The organism is Fodinicola feengrottensis (assembly GCF_039530045.1).
GTDB classification, from domain to species: domain Bacteria; phylum Actinomycetota; class Actinomycetes; order Mycobacteriales; family HKI-0501; genus Fodinicola; species Fodinicola feengrottensis.
Genome location: NZ_BAAANY010000010.1, coordinates 212,394 through 230,796 on the forward strand (window position 1 = coordinate 212,394; position 18,403 = coordinate 230,796).

General features: G+C 69.5%; 20 protein-coding genes. 10 read left to right on the top strand and 10 right to left on the bottom strand.

What is annotated here, in order from left to right; genetic code table 11:
* Positions 1–30: 30 nt before the first annotated feature.
* From ABD301_RS17320 to ABD301_RS17330, 3 genes are all read left to right on the top strand, one after another.
* Positions 31–264 (top strand): Lrp/AsnC ligand binding domain-containing protein, encoded by a 234-nt coding sequence (locus tag ABD301_RS17320; RefSeq protein WP_344311290.1) that lies wholly within the window; start codon positions 31–33, stop codon positions 262–264.
* Positions 265–284: 20 nt separating this feature from the next.
* On the top strand, positions 285–854 hold the full coding sequence (locus ABD301_RS17325) for a DUF3515 domain-containing protein (protein ID WP_344311291.1): 570 nt from the start codon (positions 285–287) through the stop codon (positions 852–854).
* Positions 855–978: 124 nt separating this feature from the next.
* Positions 979–1,383, top strand: a complete 405-nt coding sequence (locus ABD301_RS17330) for a tetratricopeptide repeat protein (RefSeq protein WP_163569081.1) — start codon at positions 979–981, stop codon at positions 1,381–1,383.
* Positions 1,384–1,392: 9 nt separating this feature from the next.
* On the opposite strand, the gene ABD301_RS17335 is transcribed toward ABD301_RS17330, so the two are convergent.
* Positions 1,393–2,496: a D-alanine--D-alanine ligase family protein gene (locus ABD301_RS17335; protein WP_344311332.1), complete on the bottom strand. Its 1,104-nt coding sequence runs from the start codon at positions 2,494–2,496 to the stop codon at positions 1,393–1,395.
* A gap of 196 nt (positions 2,497–2,692) precedes the next feature.
* Between ABD301_RS17335 and ABD301_RS17340 the strand changes: the two genes are divergently transcribed.
* Positions 2,693–3,568, top strand: coding sequence for an esterase/lipase family protein (locus ABD301_RS17340; protein ID WP_344311293.1), 876 nt, complete (start codon positions 2,693–2,695; stop codon positions 3,566–3,568).
* 99 nt (positions 3,569–3,667) lie between these two features.
* Complete coding sequence (locus tag ABD301_RS17345; RefSeq protein WP_344311294.1) at positions 3,668–4,849, top strand: PucR family transcriptional regulator; 1,182 nt, start codon at positions 3,668–3,670, stop codon at positions 4,847–4,849.
* A 16-nt stretch (positions 4,850–4,865) separates the two neighbouring features.
* Here the strand turns inward: ABD301_RS17345 and ABD301_RS17350 are convergent, their stop codons facing one another.
* A complete protein-coding gene (locus ABD301_RS17350; RefSeq protein ID WP_344311295.1) occupies positions 4,866–5,426 on the bottom strand; it encodes a TetR/AcrR family transcriptional regulator in 561 nt (186 codons plus the stop codon).
* 89 nt (positions 5,427–5,515) lie between these two features.
* On the opposite strand from ABD301_RS17350, the gene ABD301_RS17355 reads away from it, so the two are divergent.
* Entirely contained in the window at positions 5,516–6,055 is a 540-nt protein-coding gene (locus ABD301_RS17355) for a cupin domain-containing protein (RefSeq protein WP_344311296.1), read from the top strand.
* A 142-nt stretch (positions 6,056–6,197) separates the two neighbouring features.
* On the opposite strand, the gene ABD301_RS17360 is transcribed toward ABD301_RS17355, so the two are convergent.
* The 7 genes from ABD301_RS17360 to ABD301_RS17390 all read right to left on the bottom strand — a co-directional run bounded on the left by ABD301_RS17360 (position 6,198) and on the right by ABD301_RS17390 (position 12,977).
* Positions 6,198–7,343 carry a cystathionine gamma-lyase gene (locus ABD301_RS17360; protein ID WP_344311297.1) on the bottom strand — a complete coding sequence of 382 codons (1,146 nt, stop codon included), beginning with the start codon at positions 7,341–7,343 and terminating at the stop codon, positions 6,198–6,200.
* The gene (locus ABD301_RS17365) at positions 7,340–8,341 is read right to left on the bottom strand and encodes an NAD(P)H-dependent glycerol-3-phosphate dehydrogenase (RefSeq protein ID WP_344311298.1); all 1,002 of its coding nucleotides are present in this window, start codon (positions 8,339–8,341) and stop codon (positions 7,340–7,342) included. Before ABD301_RS17365 ends, ABD301_RS17360 begins: the two co-directional genes overlap by 4 nt.
* Entirely contained in the window at positions 8,338–9,066 is a 729-nt protein-coding gene (locus ABD301_RS17370) for a lysophospholipid acyltransferase family protein (RefSeq protein ID WP_344311299.1), read from the bottom strand. Before ABD301_RS17370 ends, ABD301_RS17365 begins: the two co-directional genes overlap by 4 nt.
* Positions 9,067–9,235: 169 nt before the next feature.
* The gene (locus ABD301_RS17375) at positions 9,236–9,865 is read right to left on the bottom strand and encodes a hypothetical protein (RefSeq protein ID WP_344311300.1); all 630 of its coding nucleotides are present in this window, start codon (positions 9,863–9,865) and stop codon (positions 9,236–9,238) included.
* Between the two features lie 28 nt (positions 9,866–9,893).
* Positions 9,894–11,105 (bottom strand): ABC transporter permease, encoded by a 1,212-nt coding sequence (locus ABD301_RS17380; protein ID WP_344311301.1) that lies wholly within the window; start codon positions 11,103–11,105, stop codon positions 9,894–9,896.
* Complete coding sequence (locus ABD301_RS17385) at positions 11,102–11,878, bottom strand: ABC transporter ATP-binding protein (protein ID WP_344311302.1); 777 nt, start codon at positions 11,876–11,878, stop codon at positions 11,102–11,104. The genes ABD301_RS17380 and ABD301_RS17385 overlap by 4 nt, the downstream gene beginning before the upstream one ends.
* On the bottom strand, positions 11,868–12,977 hold the full coding sequence (locus ABD301_RS17390; protein WP_344311303.1) for an efflux RND transporter periplasmic adaptor subunit: 1,110 nt from the start codon (positions 12,975–12,977) through the stop codon (positions 11,868–11,870). Before ABD301_RS17390 ends, ABD301_RS17385 begins: the two co-directional genes overlap by 11 nt.
* Here ABD301_RS17390 and ABD301_RS17395 point away from each other — a divergent pair.
* Entirely contained in the window at positions 12,955–13,365 is a 411-nt protein-coding gene (locus tag ABD301_RS17395; protein WP_344311304.1) for a hypothetical protein, read from the top strand. The genes ABD301_RS17390 and ABD301_RS17395 overlap by 23 nt on opposite strands.
* Positions 13,366–13,464: 99 nt before the next feature.
* Positions 13,465–14,118, top strand: a complete 654-nt coding sequence (gene cofC / locus ABD301_RS17400; RefSeq protein WP_344311305.1) for a 2-phospho-L-lactate guanylyltransferase — start codon at positions 13,465–13,467, stop codon at positions 14,116–14,118.
* Positions 14,119–14,326: 208 nt separating this feature from the next.
* Here the strand turns inward: cofC and ABD301_RS17405 are convergent, their stop codons facing one another.
* Positions 14,327–14,866 carry a hypothetical protein gene (locus ABD301_RS17405; RefSeq protein WP_344311306.1) on the bottom strand — a complete coding sequence of 180 codons (540 nt, stop codon included), beginning with the start codon at positions 14,864–14,866 and terminating at the stop codon, positions 14,327–14,329.
* Positions 14,867–14,987: 121 nt separating this feature from the next.
* On the opposite strand from ABD301_RS17405, the gene ABD301_RS17410 reads away from it, so the two are divergent.
* Both ABD301_RS17410 and ABD301_RS17415 read left to right on the top strand, forming a co-directional pair.
* The gene (locus ABD301_RS17410; RefSeq protein WP_425551957.1) at positions 14,988–17,171 is read left to right on the top strand and encodes an RNA degradosome polyphosphate kinase; all 2,184 of its coding nucleotides are present in this window, start codon (positions 14,988–14,990) and stop codon (positions 17,169–17,171) included.
* A gap of 171 nt (positions 17,172–17,342) precedes the next feature.
* A complete protein-coding gene (locus tag ABD301_RS17415) occupies positions 17,343–18,254 on the top strand; it encodes an NUDIX hydrolase (RefSeq protein ID WP_344311308.1) in 912 nt (303 codons plus the stop codon).
* Positions 18,255–18,403: the final 149 nt, after the last annotated feature.

Sequence of the window (18,403 nt, forward strand, 5' to 3'; positions counted from 1 at the left end):
GAAGCGGAGTCGACGACAAGGAGCGTCCCGGTGGTCCAGGCGTACATCCTGATCCAGACCGAGGTGGGCAAGGCCCGCGACGTCGCCGCCACGATCGCCGATATCGGCGGCGTGTCGAAGGTGGACTCGGTCACCGGCCCGTACGACGTCATCGTCCTCACCGAGGCCGAGACCGTCGACGAGCTGGGCAGTTTGGTAGTGAGTCGAGTACAGAACGTGCCGGGCATCACGCGGACCCTGACCTGCTCGGTGGTGCATCTCTAGCACCTGGTTTTCTTGCTTGCGTGCCTTCCCCGTCCACCCCTGCCCCCACTCGCCGCGGCGCGGCCCGTACGGCGGCCTTCGTCGCTCTGCCGGTAGCCGTGGTGGCGGGACTCGCCTTCTTCGCCTTCCGCTCGGCGTCGGTCCCGTCGCCGGCGGCGAGCCCGAGCCCCGCTGCCTCTGGTCCGGTGCCGGTCACCGCGCCGCCGAGCGCGTCGGCCGCCTCGACCGCGGTCTGCGGCAAAGCGATCGGCGCGTTGCCGATCACCCTCAACGGCCAGCACTCCCGTGCGGTGACCACGGCGCCGGAGCGAGTGGTCGCTTGGGGTGATCCGCCGGTCGTCATGCGCTGCGGAGTCGCGCCCGTCACGTACCCACCCGACGCGCAGCTGCTGGCGATCAACGGGGTGACTTGGTACGGCCACGCCGTCGGCAGCACCGTCGTCTTCACCAGCGTCGACCGGGAGGTCCCTATCGAGATCACCGTGCCGGCCGCCAAGGGCAACCCCTCCGACCCGATCGCCACCCTGTCGACACCGATCGCGCGTACCGTCCCCGCCAGCGCTTCACCACATCCGTCGCCGAGCCGCTAGCGCGACCGGAATTCCGGCGGCAGACTCACTGTTCACCCATACGCCACGTCAGCTTCGCCGATCGACGCCCGGATCCCTCCGGGCGTCGATCTTGGTGAGCGGGACTTCAAGCGAGGGAGGACTCATGACCCACCAGGCGCCCTTCGCCAACGGGAACGGCAGCGACAGCGCCGCCGAGGTCTACGCGCGCGCCGAGCTCTTCCGGACCGCCGGCCAGCCCGCCGAGGCCGCCCGCATCCTCGAGCCGGTGGCTGCCGAACACCCGTCCAACGCGCAGGTGCTGACCACCCTCGCGCAGGCGTACTTCCACTCCGCGCAGCTCAACCGCGCCGAGGAGACCCTCCGCCAGCTCGTCGAGGTCGCTCCCGCCGACCACTGGGCCCGCTTCGTCCTTGGTCGTACGTTGGAGCGCCAGGGCCGCTATCCGGAAGCCCTGGGGCACGTACGGCTCGCCGCCGCCATGCGCGACCATCCCGACTACCAGGCCGCCCAGAACCGCCTCGAAGGCATGGTCCGCGACTCGGTCTGATTCAGCCGGTCAGCGCAGGCCGGTGCCGCGGCGAAGGGCCGTACGGACCAGGCGGGCGACCAGCGCCGGATACGGGAGGCCGGTGGCTTCCCACATCTTCGGGAACTGCGAGATCGGCGTGAAGCCGGGCAGTGTGTTGATCTCGTTGACGATCAGCTCGTTCTCGGAAGTGAGGAAGAAGTCGACCCGCGCGAGCCCGGCGCCGTCCAGCGCGGTGAACGCCCGGCACGCCGTCTCGCGAATCTCCGCGATCAGATCGGCCGGCAGGTTCGGCGGGATGTCGAACTCGGTCGCGTCGTCCAGATACTTGGTGTCGAAGTCGTACCAACCCTGCCGCGACCCCACCACCCGGATCTCGGACGGCAGGCTGGCCTCCGGCGGCCCGCCGTCCTCGCCCTCCAGCACGCCACATTCGATCTCCCGGCCGATGATCGCGGCCTCCACCAGGACCTTCGGGTCGACCGCGCGAGCGGTCGCGATCGCCGTCTCCAGCTCGGACCAGTCGGTGATCCGGCTGATGCCGATGCTGGAACCACCGCGGGCCGGCTTCACGAAGGCCGACAGGCCGAGCCGCTCCCGCTCGCTCTCACTCAGCGTCTTCTCGTGCGGCCGCAGCACCGCGTACGGGCCGCTGGGCAGCCCCTCGGCGGCGAGCAGCTTCTTCGCATACTCCTTGTCCATGGCGACCGCGGACGCGAGCACACCGGCCCCGACGTACGGGATGTCGGCCATCTCCAGCAGCCCCTGGATCGTGCCGTCCTCGCCATAAGCGCCGTGCAGCACCGGGAAGACCACGTCCACGTCGGACAGCGCCGCGACGCCCTCTTCCGGGCGTACGGCGAGCAGCCCGCGAGTCTGCGCGTCGGCGGGCAACACGACCTCGGTGCCGGTCAACACCTCGGGCATCTCCCGGCCGCTCTGGGCCAGTTCCTTCGGGTCGCCGCTGGTGAGCATCCACTGGCCGCGGCGGGTGATGCCGACCGGTACGACCTCGATCTCGTCGCTGCCGGCCAGTGCCGCGAGCACACTGGAGGCGCTCAGGGCCGACACACCGTGCTCGGTGCTGCGGCCCCCGAAGATCACCGCGACCCGGATCTTTCGCTGCCCACCCACCGGTCCATCGCTCATCGCTGCGACCCTACCCGGCGGCCCCCGCCGGCCTGTCGGCTACTCGACCCCGCCCACTGCTCGGACTGTCACCGTGCACAAACCCCGGCCGCGGTTTTCTGCGCCTACTGCCAGTAGTGCCGCAGGTCACAAAGGGAGCATCCTGTGCTTAAACCGCGCACGTCCCGGCCCTGGAGGAAGCATGAAACGGTGGTTCGTACGAGCGGGGCTGGCACTGACGGTGGCCCTCGCGCTGGGCGTCGGCGCGGTCGCCGCGGCGGCGCCGGCGCAGGCAGCGACCGGTGGGAACAACGACTTCTCGTGCCGGCCAAGCGCTGCCCATCCGGACCCGGTCGTGTTGCTGCACGGGACTTTCGCCACCTACTACGAAGATCTGAACTTCTTCCAGGCCGATCTCGCCAGCAAGGGCTACTGCACGTTTTCCTTGACGTACGGCGCTTATCCGCAATTCCCATTGGTCGGCGGGCTGGCGCCGATCGCCCAGTCGGCGGTGGAAATCAAGAACTACATCGAGCAGGTACGGGCCAACACCGGTGCCGCGAAGGTCGACATCGTCGGCCATTCCGAGGGCGGGCTGCAGTCCCTTTACGTGACCAAGATGGAGGGCATCTCCAGCCACATCAACCGGGTGGTCGCGCTCGCGCCGCCGACCAAGGGCGCCACCGCCTCGGGTTTGCTGACGTTGGCGGAGAAAATCCTGCCCGGCGGCAAAGCCGAATTCGACCAGATCGTGAAAACGCTGGGAATGCCGGTGTTCGCCGACGAGCTGACCGGCGGATCGGCCGTCGTGGCGCTCAACGACGGACCGGTCGCCCAGCCAGGCGTGAAATACACGATCCTCACGTCTCGTACCGACGAGCTCGTGACGCCGACGGAGAATTCCTTCGTCCGCGAGCCCGGGGTCACCAACTGGTACGTCCAGGATTTCTGCCCCTTCGACCCGGTCGGGCACATCGGCGAGGCGTACGACCTGAATGTCTGGCACCTGATCGACAACGCGCTCGACCCGGCAAACGCGACGCCGATCGCGGTCTGCGTCCTGGGCTCGCCGGGCTGATCGCCCGCACCTTCGTCACAGCCGGTCGCGACTATCGCGACCGGCTTTTAAACGTACCGAGGACTTGCCTTCTGGGTTTGTGCATGGCGACAATGCGGGATGGAGTGGGAGCCACCCAATGCGGCGGACGTGCTGTGGCCGCTGATCGATGAGATCGCGACCGAGATGATCGCGCACTGCGCGACCGAGATCCCGGCGTACCAACTGCTCCCCCAGAGCGTCCTGGAGGGAGACCTGGTCGCCAACGCCCGCGCGGTGTTGGAGCTGTTTTTCAGCACCCTCGCTGCGAAACGGGCACCTACTGAGGAAGAGCTGGCGCTCCCGGTCGCATGGGGCGCCGAGCGGGCCAGGGACGGCCTGCCGCTGGACGCGGTCCTGCAGATCTATCCGCTCGGGGCTCGCGACGCGTGGACTTTCGCGATCCGGCAGGACGGCCTGGATCTGCCTGATCTCGGCGCCAGGATCCTGGATTTCCTCACCATCGTGATGCCCAGGGTCGCCGCCGCGTATTTGCGCGAACGCGAGGCGATCGACTGGGAACAGCGCGAAAGCCGGCAGAACCTGGCCGGTACGCTGCTCGCCGGCCGTCCCGCGCACCGCGCCGCCGAGCGATCGGGACGCAAGCTCGCGGACCGCTATCACGTCGTCGTGTTCCACCTCCCGGGCGTCGAGGCGGCGGCGGGCAGCCGAGCGGCCACCGAGCTTTTCCGTACGGTCCAAAGCAAACTCGACGCAGAGCACGACGTTCTCGCAACCTTCGAACGAGACGGCGGAGTGCTGCTGGTCCCCGGCCCGGCAGCCCGGGTCGGCCAACTGCTCGGCCGGATCGACCAGGCCGCGCGGTCATCCTGCACGGCCGGCGCCGCGGCCGCGCCGGACCACTCCGGTATCCCGGCCGCCCACCAGGAGGCCACCGAAATTCTTACGCTGGCCGAAAATCTGCACCGCGGACCGGGCGTCTACTGGTTGGCCGACCTCGCCATCGAATACCAACTCGCCCAGCCGAGCCCGGCCCGCACCAGCCTCGCCGATATTTTGGCGCCATTGCGGGAACATCCGCATCTCATCGAGGCTCTGCGGTCCTTCATCACCACCGGCTACAACCGCGGCGCGGCCGCTGTAGCGCTCAACATCCACCGGAACACCCTCACCTACCGGCTCGGCCGCATTCGTACGCTCACCGGCTACGACGCGACAAAACCAGCGGACGCTCGACAACTCGCCGCGGCGATGACGGCCTACGACATCACCACGGCGCGCACAATCGGAATCCGATTGTAACGACGTGCGGTGCCTGTCACGGCGACAAGAAGACCGCGACCGCCTCGTCGGCGAGCACGTCCGATCGTGGGGCCGCTGGATCGGTTTGGGCCAGCTGCGACAGCCCGAGGATGGCCGCGTAAGCGACCCGTGCCCGAGACGCGGCGCGGTCCGGTGGCAGGCCGAGTTCGCGGTAGGTGCTGGTCAGGACCCGCAGCCGAGCCTGGTTCACCTGACCCACCGCGTCCCTGACCCGAGGATCATTGCGGTCGCCGAGCAGGCTCAGGTGCACCGAGGGCGCCAGCGGCCGAGCGGCGTGCACGACAGTGACGAGGAGCTCGCGCAGCCGCCGCGCCGGATCGGCGATCGCGGTGAATTCGACAAGTCCGTCGTCGCCGTGACTTCGTACCCACTCCGCGAGAGCCGCCGCGATCAGCTCGTCCCGGCTCCGGTAGTGCGCGTAGAAACTTCCCTTGGTCACGCCGAGCGTCCGCGCCAGTGGTTCGACCGCGACCGCGGCCAACCCGCCGTCCGCCATCGCCTTCAGCGCGGCCCGCGCCCAGTCCTGGGCGGACAGCCGGGTCGACTCGTTCACCATGGCCAGCAGGATACGCCACCGTATTGACCAGTTCGACGACTGCAGGATACGGTGGCGTATCCATACTGTGCAGTATTAAGGAGGTAGGGATGGAGCACATGAAGGTTCGCCGAGTGGTCACTGGCCACGACTTCCAAGGCAAGGCCCGCGTCGTCGACGACCGCGATGTCGAGCCGATCACTTCCGGGCTGATGCCCGACTGTGCGGCCTACCGGCTGTGGGGCCGCGATGAGCGACCCACGCTCCCGGACGACGGCTCGCCACACCGCGCCGAGGCATACTACCCGCCCCGAGACGGATCGCGTTTCATGATCAACACGATCCCGCCCGGCGAGCTGGTCCCGCCGACGAATGTCGACACGGCCGCGGCTTTGGCCGAACTGGAGCGGCAAATGCCGGGCGCGATGGCCGCCATGGAGCCCGACGCGCCAGGGATGCACACCACGGACAGCCTCGACTACGTCCTGATTGTCTCCGGCGAGGTCACCCTGGAACTCGACGACGGCGAGCGGACGGTGTTGCGGGCCGGTGACGTGGTCGTCCAGAACGGCACCCGGCACGCCTGGCGCAACCATGGCACCGAGACCTGCATGATCGTCGGCGTCGCTATCGGCGCGGACCGGGTCTGACCGGTCACTATCGGTGGTTTGCGTTGTTGATCTTGTTTAGTTGGTCGGTACGAAAAAGACATTCCGGACTGATGCCCGTTATGTACGGGCCAACTAACCAAGATCAACACCGAGCGTCCCGGAGGGTGACTTCGGGGCGAGATCAGGTGAGCGCGTGTTCCAGGGCCGCTGTTACGTCAGCGATGAGGTCTGCTGGGTCTTCGCAGCCGGCGGAGAAGCGGACGAAGCCCTCGGGGACGGCGTCGCCGGGACCCCATTGGGCGCGGCGGTCGGCGGTGGAGTGCAGGCCGCCGAAGGAGGTGGCGGCGGCGACCAGGTGGGAGGCGGCGACGAAGCGGGCGACCGCGGCGGCCGAGGGGAGGGCGAAGGACAGGACGCCGCCGTGCCGGCGCATCTGGCGGCTGGCCAGCTCGTACGCGGGGTCCGCCGGCCAGCCGGGATAGCGCAGGCCGGTCACCCCCGGGGTCTCGGACAGTACCGGGATCAGGGCGAGCGCGTTCTGCGCCTGTCGGCCCAGCCGCAGGTCGAGGGTGCCTAGTGAGCGGTGCGCGAGCCAGACCTCGAAGGGGCCGGGCATCGCGCCGGCGAGCCGGCGCCAGAGCGAGAGCCGGTCGGCGAGGTCCTGGGTCGCGCAGGCGACGTGGCCCAGCAGCAGGTCGGAGTGCCCGGCGATGGCCTTGGTGTCGCTGTAGACCGCGAAGTCCGCGCCCAGCGCCAGCGGCAGCTGCCCGAGCGGGGTGGCGGTGGTGTTGTCAACCGCCACCAGCGCGCCTTCGCGGTGCGCGGCGGCGGCGATCTCGGCGATGTCGCACACGTCCAGGCCGGGGTTCGAAGGCGTCTCCAGCAGCACCAGCGCAGCACCGGCCAGCGCGCTCAGATAGTCGCCGGCGGTGGGCACCTCACGGACCTCGACACCGCGGGGCGCCAGGTGGTTGGCGGCGAGGGTACGGGTCGTGTAATACCCGTCACTGGGCAGCACGAGCACCTCGCCCGGACGCAGGAAATCCAGCAACAGGGCCGAAATCGCCGCCATCCCGGTGGGGAAGGCGACCACCGGGCCACCGTCCAGGCCGGCCAGCGCCCGCTCGTACGCACGGATCGACGGATGGCTGATCCGGGCGTAGCCGTCGGCCGTACCCACCGGCTGGTCACCGAGGTGGAAGGGCGCCGCGAAGACCGGGCTGGGGATCAGCGGCTGGCCCGGCTCAGCCGGCGACGCGCCACCGGTGACCACCCGAGTGCCGTCACCCCAGGTGCTGTCCGGCGCGGTGCCATCGACCGAGATCACGCCGTCTCCGATTTGGTCTCGCGGCCCATCAACTGCTTCACCGCGACCGCCGGCAGCACGCTGGCGTGACAGACCCGGACGACCTGTTCGGTCAACGGCATGTCGACGCCCGCCTTGATCGCCAGGTCCAGGATCGACCGGCAGCTCTTCACGCCCTCCGCGGTCCTGGTGGCCGCGGTCGCCTCGGCGAGGCTGGCGCCCTGGCCCAGCCGTACGCCGAAGGAGTGGTTGCGGGACAGCGGCGAGGAGCAGGTGGCCACCAGGTCACCGAGCCCGGCCAGGCCGGCGAAGGTCTGCGGATCGGCGCCCAGCGCCTGCCCGAGCCGAGCGGTCTCGGCGAGTCCGCGGGTCATCAGCGACGCCTTGGTGTTGTCGCCGAAACCCATCCCCTCGGCCATCCCGCAAGCCAGCGCGATCACGTTCTTCACCGCGCCACCGAGCTCGCAGCCAAGCACGTCGACATTCGTGTACGGGCGGAAATAAGGAGTCGTCGTCGTACGCTGCAGCCGCTTCGCCCGGCCGCTGTCGGTGCAGGCGATGACGGTCGCGGCTGGTTGCCGGTCGGCCAGCTCGTGGGCCAGGTTCGGGCCCGAGACGACCGCGACCCGGTCTTGCGACACCCCGGTGACCTCGACGATCACCTCGCTCATCCGCATGGTGGTGCCGAGCTCGATGCCCTTCATCAGGCTCACCAGGGTCGCCTCGGCGTCGATTGCCGCACGCCATCCCTCCAGCTGCCCGCGCAGCGTCTGGGACGGGATCGCGAGCACCACCAGGTCAGCGCCGGTGATCGCCTCCTGGGCGTCCGTGGTCGCGGTCAGGGTGGCCGGCAACCCGATGCCGGGCAGGTATTCCTCGTTCCGGTGCGAGGCGTTGATCGCGTCCGCCACCTCCGGCCGGCGAGCCCACAACGTCACGTGGTTGCCGGCCTCGGCGAGGATCTTGGCGAACGTCGTACCCCACGAGCCGGCTCCGAGCACCGCGCTGTGCGTCGTCATGAAGTGGCTTCCCGCTTCCGGCCGGCCTTGGGCAGGGTGAACAGCGGACCGGTCGGCGCCGGTACGCCACGGATCTCGGCCAGCATCTCGCGCAGCCGGAGCATGGTCTTCTCGGTGAGCTCGTCCAGCAGCTCGACGGTCACCGGGCGATCGGCGTATTCGCTGAGGTCGATCGGCTCACCGACGACAACGGTGACCGGCGTACGCCACCGCGGCCGGAACTTGCCGGTGACCGGGTGGTGGATGCGTTGCGCGCCCCACTGCACGACCGGGATCATCGGCGCGCCGGACAGCAGCGCGAGCCGGGCCGCGCCAGTCTTGCCTTTCATCGGCCAGAGGTCGGGATCCTTCGTACAAGTGCCCTCGGGGTGCATCAGGACCAGGCTGCCGTCGGCCACCGCGTCGACCGCGGCGGCCAGCGCCTTGGCCGCGTCGGCACTGTTGCGGTGGACCGGAATCTGGTGCGCGCCGCGAAAAACCATCCCGATGAACGGTTTGTGGAACAGCGTGTCCTTGGCCAGGAAACGCGGGTTCCGGGGCAGGTCCACGATGAAGTGCCCGAGCACCAGCGGGTCGATCTTGGAGATGTGGTTGGTGACCACCACCGCGCCGTCCGGCGGGATCAGCTCCTGCCCGCGCCATTCGTGCCTGGTCATCACCAAGATGGCCGGCTTGAGGACGGCGATCGCCAGTCCCAGCCAGAAACCCCGCCGCACCCGCGTCACGCGCCCGTCACCCCAGTCGACACACCCATCGGCATCGCCCGATCATCACCCACCCCGTACGCCACTGTCGAGGCGGGCGCCCAGCTTTGCGTACGCGGGATTGTCCGCATAGGCGCCGTGCGTGCGTTGGACACACGCACGGCGCCATGCGGACAACCACAGCGGGCAGTTAGTTGCCGTTGGGGGCCGGGAGAACGGTGATCTGCGAAGCCGTACGCGAGGTGCCGGTGCTGCCGGGCTGGCTGGCGACCGAGATGTTGTCGCCGGGTTTGAGATTGGTGATCGCACCGGGCGTGGACGTGTAGACCTTGCCGCCAGCGGCGAGCGTGACGGTCACGTTGCCGGCCCGGGTGGTGATCACCACGGTGTTGCCGGACACCGAGGTGACGGTGCCGGTGAGGGCCACGTTCCGGCCGCCGCCAAAACCCTGGCCGCCACCGCCCTGTCCCGCGCCCTGCCCGCCACCAGCACCGCCGCCCCCGCGCGTGCCGCCGCCGTTCGGGAAGCCCTCCCCGCCGCGGAACTGGCCGCGCTGCAAGCCGGTCGGCGCGGTGAACCGACCACTCGCGAAACCGCCGCCGAAGAGCACCACGGCGAGGACGACCGCGGCCGTGATGATCAGCGGCTTGCGGGCGCCGCCAGCCGGCTTCGGGCCGCCCACCGTGCTGCCCACGATGCCGGGCTGCGCCGGCGCGACGGCATACGGGCCGGGCTGCGGCGCGGCGGCAGGTGGCGGAGGTACGGGCTGGCCGCCGAGCGGACCGGTCGGCGTGGGTGGGTTCACGGGTGGCTGGGACATGGTCTTTTCTCTCCTTGTTGTGACGAGGTCATTCGTGCCGGAGGGCCTCGACCGGGTCGAGCCGGGCGGCCTGCCGGGCCGGCCAGTAGCCGGCCAGGATGCCCACCACGACGGCGGCCGCGACGGCGATCCCGACGCCGGTGAGGCTGGCGTGCGCGGACACGTTGATCGCGCGGCCGACCAGGCTGGTGGCGATCGCGCCGATGACGGCCCCGACGATCGCACCGCCGATGGTGACCAGCACCGCCTCCACCAGGAACTGCAGCCGCAGGTCGCGCTGGCGGGCGCCGATGGCCTTGCGAGTGCCGATCTCCCGGGTCCGCTCGCGGACGGCCACCAACATGGTGTTGGCGATGCCGATCCCGCCGATCAGCAGCGCGATGGCGGCGATGCCGATCAGGAAGTTGCTGATGATGGACGCCTGCTGGTCGGCGACCGCGAGCAGCTGGTCCTGGCTGACGATGCTGAAGTCGTCCTGCGCGGTGCCGGCGATGCCGTGCCGCTGGCGCAGCAGCGCGGTGATCTCGGCGCTGACGAAGGTGGTCACCGACGGGTCGGACACCGACAGGGACACCGAGCGTAGCGTCCCGCCGGCGACCAGCCGGTCGGCGGCGGTGGTCAGCGGTACGAGCACGTAGTCGTCCGGGTTGATGCCGCCGCCGCCCTTGGGCTGGGTGACCCCGATGACCGTGAACGGGATGCCGTTGATTTTGACGCTGGAGCCGACCGCTGACGCCGGTGTCAGACCAAGGTCCGTCACCGTTGTCGGCCCGAGAACCGCCACCGGCAGTTTGCGGTCGTACTCCAGCGAGCTCATGAACGTGCCGACCTGCAGCGTGTAGCCGCGTACCTGCGACTCCGCGGCGGTGGTGCCGGTGACGGTCGTGGTGGTGTTCGACTGGCCACGTACGACCAGCGCGTTGGTCGAGACCTCCGGAGCGAAAGCGGACACGCCCGGCAACCCGCCGATCGCGGTCGCGTCGTCGGTGGTCAGCGTGGTCGCCGTACCGGCCGCGCCGCGGACGCCGCCGGTGGTGGCGGCCCCGGCCTGGACCGAGACGAGGTTGGTGCCGAGGCTGGCGACGCCCTGGGTGAGCTGCGTACGGGCGCCGTCGCCGACGCCGAGCAGCGCGACCACCGCGGCGACGCCGATGATGACGCCCAACGCGGTCAGCGCGGTCCGGAGCTTGTTGACGCTCAGCCTGCGCAGTGCAAGCCGGAGCGCTTCGAAGAGGCTCACATCCACCCCGCAGCGAGCGCCGGGTCGGTGAACTGGCCGTCGGTGAGCTGCAGCACCCGGCTGGCCATCGCGGCCACCCCCGGGTCGTGGGTGATCATCACCAGTGTCATGCCGTCCGCGTGCAGCTGGGCGAGCAACTGAAGGATCGACGCTCCGGCGGTGGTGTCCAGGTTGCCGGTCGGCTCGTCCGCGAGCAGCAGCTGCGGCCGGGTGACCAGGGCGCGAGCGATCGCGACCCGCTGACGCTGGCCACCGGACAGCCGCGACGGGTCGTGCTTCAACCGATCGGCGAGGCCCACCTCCAGCAGAGCCGCGGTCGCCCGCTCCAGGCGCTCGGCCCGGCGTACGCGCGCATAGACCAAAGGCGCGGCGACGTTCTCCAGCGCCGACTCCCCCGCCACCAGGTTGAAGCTCTGGAAGACGAACCCGATGGCCCGGTTGCGCAGGCCCGCCAGCTGGTCGTCGGTCAGCGAGACGGTGTCCACGCCGTCGACCAGCAGCCGCCCGCCGGTCGGCCGGTCGAGCAAGCCGAGCAGGTGCAGCAGCGTTGACTTGCCGGAGCCGGACGCGCCCATCACCGCGACCGACTCGCCACGGTGCACGGCGAGGTCGATCTCGCGGACGGCTCGGACGATCTCGTCGCCCACCTGGTAGTCACGGGTCAGCTGGATCGCCTGCAGCACCGGCGCCGGGGGCGCGGTCATTTCCGGGTATTCGTACGTGGCCTGAAGGTCGACCGGCTGGTAGCCGGCCTGGTACGGATCAGTTGCCACCGGTGCCGCCCGTACGACGCCCGCCGGTGCCGCCGGTGCCGAAGCCCCCGCCGCCACCACCGAGGCCGGCGCCACCGCCGAAGCCGGTACGTCCGCCACCAGTCCCGCCGGTGGTCGTACCGGTCGACTGCTGCGGGTTGACCACGCCGGTGACCACCGTCTGGCCGACCGTGAGACCGACCACGACCTCGGTGAACTGGCTGGTGGTCAGGCCGATCTCCACCGGCGTGGTGACCGGCTGGCCGTCGCCGCCCATGAGCTGCACGGTCGGCGCGTCGTCGGTGCCGCCAATCGCCGAGGTCGGCACCGCGAGCACGTTGGCGTGCGAGGTGACCGTGACGTTTACGTCCGCGGACATCCCGGGCAGCAGGCCGGACGGCAGCGAAGAGAGGCTAAGCGAGATCGGGAAGGTGACCACCGACGACGTACCGCTGCTGGTGTTCGCCTCGACCGGCCGGGACACCACGGTCGACGGGGTCGAGCCGCTGCCCAGTGCCGGGAAGGTGACGCTCGCGGACTGGCCGGCCGAGATGTGGCTGACGTCCGCCTCCGGCACCGACGCCTGCACGGTCATCGTGCTGGTACGTACAGACACCGCGTCGGAGCTGGGCGGCGGGACGCCGACACTGACGTTGACCGCGGTCACCACGCCGCTGAAGGGCGCTTTTAGGGTGGCCGCGTCGACCGCGGCCTGCGCCTGGTCGACGGCCTGTTGGGCCTGCTGGATCGCGATCTGCTGGGCGTCGGTGGTGTCGACATCGACCACTGTGTACGAGTCGGTGTTCATCGCCGGACGGGCAGTGGGGGTGGCGGTGGGGCTCGGCGTCGGGTGCGCGCTCGGGCTGCTGGACGGCTTGGGGGTCGGCTTCGTCGTCGGCTTGCCGCCGGTCGGTTTGGTGGTGCTCGTACGACCGCCGCCACCGCCGCCCCCGCCGGATGAGCCACCGCTGGCACTCTGGCCGGTCGAGTTCGTACTCGTACCAGCCTGGGCCTGCGCGAGCTGTGCCTTGGCGAGCGTCAGCTGCGCCTGCTGGCTGGTCGCGTCGACGGTCGCGAGCTGCTCGCCGACCGAGACGGTGTCGCCCACCGCGACGGACACCGCCGTCACCTTCGCCGCACCGCTGGACGCCGACACCCCGCCGGACGAGCCGCCGCTGGAGCCGCTGGCCCCCGACGTACCGCCGCTGGAACCGCCCGAGGCACCGCCACCGGACGAGCCGCCGCTGGAGCTCGAAGACCCGCCGAAGGACAGCGCGACGGTCTGCGAGGCCTGGGCCGTACCGGTCGCCTGGACCGTGTCCGAGACGGTGGTTTTGGCCACCTTCGCAGTGAGATATGTGGGTTTGCTGCTGGCGCTCGACCCGGTGGTGACGGCCCAAGCCCCGCCCCCGACTGCAACAACGACTACGACGACACCCGCGATTACCCATGCCGGCTTCAGCCGGATGCGACGTTGCATTCCACGTTTCTATGGAGCAAGCCTGTGAATGCCGTATGAAACGACTGAGCGGACCCTGAGAGGCCGGCTGGGAACTCCCAGAGGCCGTCTCCGGCCTGTCACATCGCTCGAGTGGGACAATAAAACGGTGTCGTCGTCACTGCGATGGTCGGTCGTCGTACCGGTCAAACGGCTCGCGTACGCCAAGACCCGGCTGCGCCCAGGCCTGCCCGGAGTCAGTCACCTCGAGTTGGTGACAGCCATCACCGCCGACACCGTCGCGGCCGCCCTCGCCTGCGCCGCGGTGGGCCGGGTGATCGTGGTGACGGACGATGATGAAATCGGCCCAGTACTGGCCAAACTCGGCGCGATCTGCGTTCCGGACGTGCCGGATTCCGGCCTGAACCCGGCCCTCACGTACGGCGCCGCCGTGGCCGCCGAGCTGGCCCCTTTGGACGGCGTGGCCGCCCTCGGCGGCGACCGGCCGGCGCTGCGCCCAGCCGAGCTGGCCTCGGCCCTGGCCGCCGCCCGGATCGCCGAGCGCGCCGTGGTCGCCGACACCCCCGGCACCGGCACCGCGCTGCTCACCGCGTCGGCCGGAGTGCCCCTTCGACCCGCTTTCGGCTCCGGATCAGCGGCCGCCCACGTCGCTTCCGGCGCGGTCGCACTCGGCGGCGAGTGGCCGTCCCTGCGCCGGGACACGGACACGCTCGCCGATCTCGGCACGGCCGCGGAACTGGGCCTCGGCCCTCGTACGAGCATGCTCGTCGCCGCCGTGTCAGTGGTCGCCGCCACCTGCTAGGTCGGTTTCGTTGACCGACTGCGGCGCGAAACTGTCGTACCCACGTATTGGTGTTGAGCTTAGTTAGTCGGTTCGGTCGTTGAGTGCCGCACTTTGTCCCGCACTCGACGTCGAGTGCGGGACAAAGTGCGGCAGTCGACGGCATTGGCAGGTCATGGGGAGCGGAACGCCGCGGGAGCGGGCCGAGCCGCCGGAGCGTACGAAAGCGCTATGCCTGGCAGGCCAGGGACTGCTTGGAGCCGGCCGGGGCGCCGGCCGGGAACTGGGCGGGCTGCAGGCACTGGGCGGCCCATATCGGGACGGTGACCTTGCCGCCGTCCACCTTGAACAGCATCGCCAGCTGGTCCAGCGGTTCGCCGCCGGCGTCCTGGGCCTTGAGCAGGCCCCACGCGTACGAGCCGCCGTCGCATACCGGGCCGTTGACGAAGGTCACGTTCTTGGCCACCGCGCTGCCGCCGATCGCGGCGTAGGCGGCCTCGATCAGTTTCGGCTTGAGGGTGCTCGCGGCCTGCGGGCACGGGCCGGACTGGACCGGGCCGGGCGTGGGGCTGGCCGGCGTGACCGCCGCGGCCGAGCCGGTCGGGGCCACCGGGGTGCTCGGCGCCGCCGCGCGGGGACTGCCGCTGGGACGCAGGAACAGGAAGGCCGCCGCCGCGACGGCTATCACCGCGACGACCGCGATCGCCGCCATCACGATCCATCGCCGACCGGACCTGGCTGCGCTCGATTCCGGTCTGACATGGGACATGCGGCATCCTCCTGAACAAGTCGGCGTGGGGTCCCCCATCATCGCGGACGTGACTTACGCCGCTGACGGCGGCCGAAGCGTTCGCGACTTGATGGTGTGGTGTTCACCAAGTCGGGGGATGATGGCCGCCGTGAGTACGACTACGGATCAGACCGCTGACCAGGCCGCCGAGCCGACCGACCGCCCCGAACAGCCGACCCGGCCTGCGCCGGCACCGCTGCCCGACGACCGGTTCATCAACCGGGAGCTGTCCTGGCTCGACTTCAACGCCCGGGTGCTGCGGCTGGCCGAGATGCCGGACACCCCACTGCTGGAGCGGGCCAAGTTCCTGGCGATCTTCGCGTCCAACCTGGACGAGTTCTACATGGTTCGGGTGGCTGGGCTCAAGCGCCGCCAGTCGACCGGGCTGTCGGTCCGCTCCCCCGACGGACTCTCGCCGCGCGAGCAACTGGAACGGATTTCGGTCGAGGTGCGGGACCTCGCGTCCCGGCACGCCACCTGTTTCACCACCGAGGTGCAGACCGCGCTGGAAACCGAAGGCGTCCGACTGGTCCGGTGGGAGGACCTCGACGCCAGCGAACAGGACCGCCTGCACACGTATTTCCGCGAGCAGGTTTTCCCGCTGCTAACGCCACTGGCGGTCGACCCGGCGCACCCGTTCCCCTACATTTCCGGGCGGTCGTTGAATCTCGCGGTGACCGTACGGGATCCCGATGACGGCATCGAGCGGTTCGCGCGAGTCAAGGTGCCCAACAACGTGCCCCGGTTCGTGAGTGTCACGGACGGCGGATTCCTGCCGCTGGAGGACATCATCGCCGCGCACCTCTCGCAGCTTTTCGAGGGCATGGAGGTCGCCGAACAGCACGTGTTCCGGGTCACCCGCAACGCCGACCTGGAGGTCGAGGAAGACCGCGACGAGGACCTTTTGCAGGCGTTGGAAAGAGAACTGGCCCGCCGCCGGTTCGGCCCGGCGGTCCGCCTGGAGGTCGAGGAGACGATGACCGAGCGGATCCTGGATCTGCTCGTACGAGAGCTGGACGTGAGCGCCGCGGACGTGCAGCGGGTCCCCGGTTTGCTGGATTTGACGGCATTGTGGCAGATCTACGGCATCGATCGGCCGGATCTGAAAGACAAACCCTTCGTGCCGGCCACCCATCCGCGGTTCGCCGAGGGCGAGACGCCGCGCAGCGTTTTCGCCACCCTGCGGGACGGCGACGTGCTCGTGCACCATCCGTACGAGTCCTTCTCCACCAGCGTCCAGCGTTTCATCGAGCAGGCCGCGGCCGACCCGAATGTGCTGGCGATCAAACAGACTCTTTACCGTACGTCCGGAGATTCCCCGATCGTCGACTCGCTGATCGACGCCGCCGAGGCTGGCAAGCAGGTGGTCGTGCTGGTCGAGGTGAAAGCCAGGTTCGACGAACAGGCCAACATCGCCTGGGCGAAAACCCTGGAGCGCTCCGGCTGCCATGTCGTCTATGGCTTGGTGGGCCTCAAAACGCATTGCAAGGTCTGCCTGGTGGTACGCCAGGAGGGCTCGCAAATCCGTCGCTACGCACACGTGGGCACCGGGAACTACAACCCCAAGACGGCCCGACTTTACGAGGATCTGGGGCTGTTCACCGCGGATCCGGCGGTCTGCGCCGACCTCACCGACCTTTTCAACGTACTGACCGGATATTCCCGGCAGACCCACTACCGCTCGCTGATGGTCGCGCCCTACGGCATCCGTTCGGGCATTATCCGGCGGGTCGAACGTGAGGTCAGCCACGTGAAAGCCGGCCGGCCGGGACTGATCCAGATCAAGGCCAACTCCATTGTGGACGAACAGATCATCGACGCGCTCTACCGGGCTTCGCAAGCCGGCGTACGCATCGATCTGCTCATTCGCGGAATCTGCGCGCTGCGCGCCGGCGTGCCGGGGCTGAGCGACAACATCACCGTTCGCTCGGTGCTCGGCCGATTCCTGGAACACTCCCGGGTGCTGCGATTCGGGAACGGCTCGAATCCGGCCGAAAGTGCCGACCGCCCGGACCGATCGACCTACCGCCAGGAGTTCTGGATCGGCTCAGCGGACCTGATGCACCGCAACCTGGACCGGCGGGTGGAAGACCTCGTACAGGTCACCGACACCACCGCCCGCAAGCGCCTGGGCGACATTTTCGAGCTGCTGCTGGCCGCGGACACCGGTGGTTTCGACCTGCTGCCGGACAACACGTGGCGCCAGCGCACCGGGCCGGGCGGCGAACCGCTGCACGATCCGCAGGAGGAACTGTTGCACCGCACCGCATCTCGCGCGGACTGAGGTGACTTTGCCCATCACCGCAACGATGGCGGCCGGCTCCAGTACGGCCACCACGCCCGCTCAGAGCCACCCTGCGCGACTTTGTGGTGCCACTGTTCGTCATTGTCGCGGCCCGGCGTTGCGGTGGCCCTCGGTCAGGCTGAGCGGCACGGCTGGACGTATGGTGGCCAAGTGAGCCCGCGACCCGAGTTACGCGCCGCCGGCGGGGTGCTGTGGCGCCGCGATCCCAGCGGTGCCACCGTCATCGCCCTCGTCCACCGCCCGCGCTACGACGACTGGTCGCTGCCTAAGGGAAAGCTGGCCACCGGCGAGCATTCCCTCACCGCCGGATATCGGGAAGTCCTCGAGGAGACCGGCATCACGCCGACGCTTGGCCGGCGGCTGGTTCGTACCGAATATCCGGTGTCGATCAGCGAGAAAATCGCCCGCAAGGTCGTCGACTATTGGGCCATGCGCGCCGCTGACGGCGATTTCCAGGCCAATGACGAGGTCGACGAGCTGAGGTGGCTGACCGTCGAGAAAGCGACCGACGCGGTCTCGTACCGGCACGACCGGGCCGTGCTCGCCGCCTTCGCGCAAGCCGAGCCGGACACCACCACGATTTTGCTCGTACGACACGGCAGCGCCGGCGACCGGACCCAGTGGCGCGGCACCGACGACCTGCGACCGCTCGACCCGACCGGACACCGGCAGGCGAAGCGCGCGGCCACCGTGTTGCCATGTTTTGGCCCGCGACGGGTGATCTCGGCCGACAAAGTCCGATGCGTGGAGACCATCCGTCCACTTGCGACAGTGCTCGGGCTGCCGGTGGTCGTCGACGACGATTTCGGTGAGGAGCGGCACGCCCGGAACTCGACGCGTGCTGGCGAACTCGTACGCGCTCTCGCGATGGCCGGCGAGCCGGTGGCGATTTGCAGCCAGGGCGGGCTTATTCCCGACACGGTCGCCGAACTGGCCGCTGCCGACGGCATAGCACTCGAAGATGTGCCGTCCCGCAAGGGAAGTGTGTGGGCACTGAGCTTCACCGGCCGCCGCCTGATCGCCGCCGACTACTACCGGACTCTGAAGCCGGAGAAGTCCTAACCACAAAGCGTGGCGGGCAGTGAAAGGACCGCTAGGCTGAAGCGGGCTAAACACGGCCGAACCGTGCCGGGAAAGGCAGCTATTGCCAAGAGTTTTTTGGTGACTCACGCAAACGCCGGGCCGACCCAGTGGGTCGGTCCGGCGTTTGC

Bases quoted from the DNA above. Each gene is read 5' to 3' on its own strand.
- ABD301_RS17330 (WP_163569081.1), top strand. From the start codon at position 979: ATGACCCACCAGGCGCCCTTCGCCAACGGGAACGGCAGCGACAGCGCC.
- ABD301_RS17340 (WP_344311293.1), top strand. From the start codon at position 2,693: ATGAAACGGTGGTTCGTACGAGCGGGGCTGGCACTGACGGTGGCCCTC.
- ABD301_RS17345 (WP_344311294.1), top strand. From the start codon at position 3,668: ATGGAGTGGGAGCCACCCAATGCGGCGGACGTGCTGTGGCCGCTGATC.
- ABD301_RS17350 (WP_344311295.1), bottom strand. From the start codon at position 5,426: ATGGTGAACGAGTCGACCCGGCTGTCCGCCCAGGACTGGGCGCGGGCC.
- ABD301_RS17355 (WP_344311296.1), top strand. From the start codon at position 5,516: ATGGAGCACATGAAGGTTCGCCGAGTGGTCACTGGCCACGACTTCCAA.
- ABD301_RS17365 (WP_344311298.1), bottom strand. From the start codon at position 8,341: ATGACGACGCACAGCGCGGTGCTCGGAGCCGGCTCGTGGGGTACGACG.
- ABD301_RS17375 (WP_344311300.1), bottom strand. From the start codon at position 9,865: ATGTCCCAGCCACCCGTGAACCCACCCACGCCGACCGGTCCGCTCGGC.
- ABD301_RS17405 (WP_344311306.1), bottom strand. From the start codon at position 14,866: ATGTCCCATGTCAGACCGGAATCGAGCGCAGCCAGGTCCGGTCGGCGA.
- ABD301_RS17410 (WP_425551957.1), top strand. From the start codon at position 14,988: ATGGCCGCCGTGAGTACGACTACGGATCAGACCGCTGACCAGGCCGCC.